Here is a 3128-nt window from a genome sequence, read left to right as displayed (position 1 = left end):
TTCTTCTTCCCCGCCTTCGCGGATCCGGCAAAGGCGGTGGCGCTTGCTCTGCGCTTTGCCCGCTTCGCGCAGCGGCACAGCGTGCCGATGCCGCGTCCCATCCTTGCGCTTCTGGACTTCCATGCCGATCGGGGCGACGCCGCCTGCATTTCCGTGCGCAGCTGGGTTGCCGAAAGTGGTCTGGTGCGCCGGTCCGCTTCGGGCGATGACCGTGGTGGTCCGGATGTCGGCACCGAGTCTACCAGGACGCCGTCGCCGGACAAAGCCGCCGCAGACGGAAGCGGAAGGGTATCGCTCTGATGGACGAACGGCTGGCGACCCATCTCGTGCGGCGGCTGCAACGCGAGAAGCATAAGGAGGCGATCGGCAATGCGCTCGAGGCGGGAATTCTTGCAACCGCCTCGGGGGAGAGCGCCGGAGCCCCGGCAGTCTTCGTGCCGGGACCTGTGCTGGAGGGGCTGCCGCCGTCCGCGGTCGCTCGCCGGCTCGCCCAGCACAAGGGCGATTTCGGCCTCGGCGACCCGTTCGGGGACTGCAGTTTTGCGCTGCCCTTTCCAGACGATGGCATCACGGGGGTGAGGACGGGGCGGAAAGAGAGAGACAAGAAGGCAGCAGGGAACCCCCCTCCGCCGATCCCGGAGCTTCTACGGCTCGTGCGGCGTCTGGCTCCGCCCCTGCGGCCGGCTGATGTTGCCGTGGTCCTGCTTCTGGCGCAAGGCGTGGCACGCACGGGGATGACGCTCGCAGCGGTGCTCGCCCGACTGCGCCCGCTCTCCCCCATTCTGGCCGTGACGGCTCAGGTCAGCGGCTTCGAGGACAAGATGCTCGGACTGATGATGCAGGGCCTCATTCTTCCGCGCTCCATGGAGATCTCGGATGGGTTTCAGCTGCAGCGCAGGCACCCGCCCCGCTTCAGCGGTTCGGGCGATCTGCGGATGATCGTTTTTGCCAGCGCGCGCTGCGCCGATCATGACGCAGATGAGGCGGCCCGAAAGCTGGGGCTGGCGGCAGAAACCGGCCTTCCCATTCTCGGGCTGGCCGAGGAGAAAGGGAAACTGCCGCCTTTGCTGGAAGAAGCCGCAGCGCTTGTCATTGATTGTGGGGCGCTGACGCCACGGATCGTCGCCGGCACCATCACGGCCGTTCTCGGCGAGGCGGCTGCGGAAACGGAAATTGCGTGCGACTGTTCACGGCTGGGGCTCGCCGATCTTGCCCTTGCCATCCGCCCCGGCAGGACAGCGGCCCAGGCAATCACGCTTCTGGCGCGCCTGGCCAAGGAAAGACACGCTTTGGGACAAGGTGGATCGGCCGGGAACATAGAGGACAAGGAAGCGGAGGGCTGGAGCAGGAGGAAGGACGGTGCACGCGATAAAACAACCGGCAGCACGCTGATTCAGCCGGTGAAGATCGCGGAAGAAGCGACGGTCGATATGCCTGCGCATCCAGACACCGATCCCGGAATCCTGCGCGTTGAGTCCCTCTCCGGCTTCGGGGCGGCCCGCGACTGGGCGCTTGATCTGAAGGCCGATCTTGCCCTTTGGCAGCAAGGGAGGCTTGGCTGGGAGGAGATGAACACCAAACTTCTGCTGTCCGGTCCGCCGGGAACGGGAAAGACGAGTTTTGCTCGCGCGCTCTGCAACACGCTGCAGATCCCGCTCATCGCCACCTCGGTCGCCACCTGGCTGGAACCCGGCTATCTCGGCGATGTGGTGCGGCGCATGAGGCGTGCCTTTGCCGAGGCCGAGGGCCATGCACCGGCAATCCTGTTCATCGACGAATTCGATGGGATCGGCCGGCGTGGCCGTTCGCGCGACCATGACGAGTACTGGACCACCGTGGTCAACCGCCTGCTGGAGCTTCTGGACGGGGCGTCGCGAACGAACGGCGTGATCGTTGTGGGGGCGACCAACAATCCGGCAGCGATCGATCCGGCGCTGTTGCGGTCCGGACGGATGGAGAACCACATTGCGATCCCGCTGCCCGACACAGAAGCCCTGATCGGCATCTTTCGGCATCACCTCAAGACGGAGGACCTTCATTCGCTTGTCGCCAGCAGCCCGGAGGCGTTTTTGGACGCAGCGACGCCCTCCATTCTGAAGCAGGAGGCTTGATGATGCATGACAATCCCGGTTCCGGCAGCCATGATGCGGCTGCGTCTGTTCTGCGGCGGCTGGCCCTCAGGGCCAATGGCATGAGCGGCGCCGATGTCGAGCGGGTCATTCGCCAGGCGCGGCAAAAAGCGCGTCGGGCAGGCCGGCCGCTGTCCTGGGACGATCTTGAGGCGCTCCTTGCCGCCCGCAGGCCGAAACAACCGGAAGAACTGCGTCGCCACATGGCCGTTCATGAGGCGGGCCATGCCATCGCGCGGCTGGTGTATCGGCTTGGCCGCATCCGCATGATCACCATCGATGGCCCCTCCGGCTCCGGATATGTCCAGACGGAAATGCTGCCGTTTGCCGAAAACGAAGAAGGGCTTACCTGCAGCCTGGTCGTGCTTCTGGCCGGTCGCGCCGCCGAGGAGGGGGTCATCGGTTCGGCCCTTGCCGGCTCCGGAAACGGGCAGGAGAGTGATCTGGCGCGGGCGACGGAGCTTGCCGCGCGTATGGAACTGGCGTTCGGCTATGGCCGCAGCTTGCCGCTTCTTTACAGGCCCCCGTCCGACCGGTCTGCATTGCTTTGCTACCAGCCTGAAATCGCCAGGCAGGTCGATGCCCGCCTTGCAGCGGCTTATGACCGGGCGCGCGCTCTGATCGAGGCGAACCGCGCGCCTCTGGAAACAGTGGCCGAAACCCTGCTTGTCGCGGACACGCTCGAGGGTGGCGAGCTCGAAGCCCTTATCGCGGCAATCAAACCGCGTTTGATGATTCCCGATGCCGGCCCGCATGCGTGAGGAGGCAAAGCGCGGATCACCCTGGACGCTGCCGATTGCCGTTCCGGATATTGCGGCGCGAGAGCAGGGTCAGAATGCGTTCAAAGCCGAGATCGCCATTTACGGCAGGTGACGTTCAGCAGGCGCGTGGGATTCACCGTGCTCGCACCCCGCTGAACGCGAAATGACCGGCGGGCATGTCGTCTCGGGTTGCGGGCACATCGGAAAAATGTGTGCTGTTTCGATTCAGAGTTCGGAC

The 3128-nt window shown here is 65.2% G+C and carries 3 protein-coding genes; all 3 read left to right on the top strand.

What is annotated here, in order from left to right; all coding sequences use genetic code 11:
- Positions 1 to 300 (top strand): hypothetical protein (locus tag CHEJ32_RS27520; protein WP_028035894.1); only part of this gene is annotated, 300 nt, incomplete at its 5' end.
- On the top strand, positions 300 to 2111 hold the full coding sequence (locus CHEJ32_RS0123180; RefSeq protein ID WP_028035893.1) for an ATP-binding protein: 1812 nt from the start codon (positions 300 to 302) through the stop codon (positions 2109 to 2111). The genes CHEJ32_RS27520 and CHEJ32_RS0123180, both read left to right, overlap by 1 nt.
- The gene (locus CHEJ32_RS25935) at positions 2111 to 2890 is read left to right on the top strand and encodes a hypothetical protein (RefSeq protein WP_051469879.1); all 780 of its coding nucleotides are present in this window, start codon (positions 2111 to 2113) and stop codon (positions 2888 to 2890) included. The genes CHEJ32_RS0123180 and CHEJ32_RS25935 overlap by 1 nt, the downstream gene beginning before the upstream one ends.
- Positions 2891 to 3128 lie beyond the last annotated feature (238 nt).

This window comes from Chelativorans sp. J32, from assembly GCF_000518985.1.
In the GTDB taxonomy this organism is placed as follows: Bacteria; Pseudomonadota; Alphaproteobacteria; order Rhizobiales; family Rhizobiaceae; genus Chelativorans.
The sequence above is the reverse complement of the archived record's forward strand: the minus strand, read 5'-3'. Positions and strand labels throughout refer to the sequence as shown.

What these genes read in the sequence shown, in the direction of transcription:
- CHEJ32_RS0123180 (WP_028035893.1), top strand. Translation starts at nt 300, where the DNA reads ATGGACGAACGGCTGGCGACCCATCTCGTGCGGCGGCTGCAACGCGAG.
- CHEJ32_RS25935 (WP_051469879.1), top strand. Translation starts at nt 2,111, where the DNA reads ATGATGCATGACAATCCCGGTTCCGGCAGCCATGATGCGGCTGCGTCT.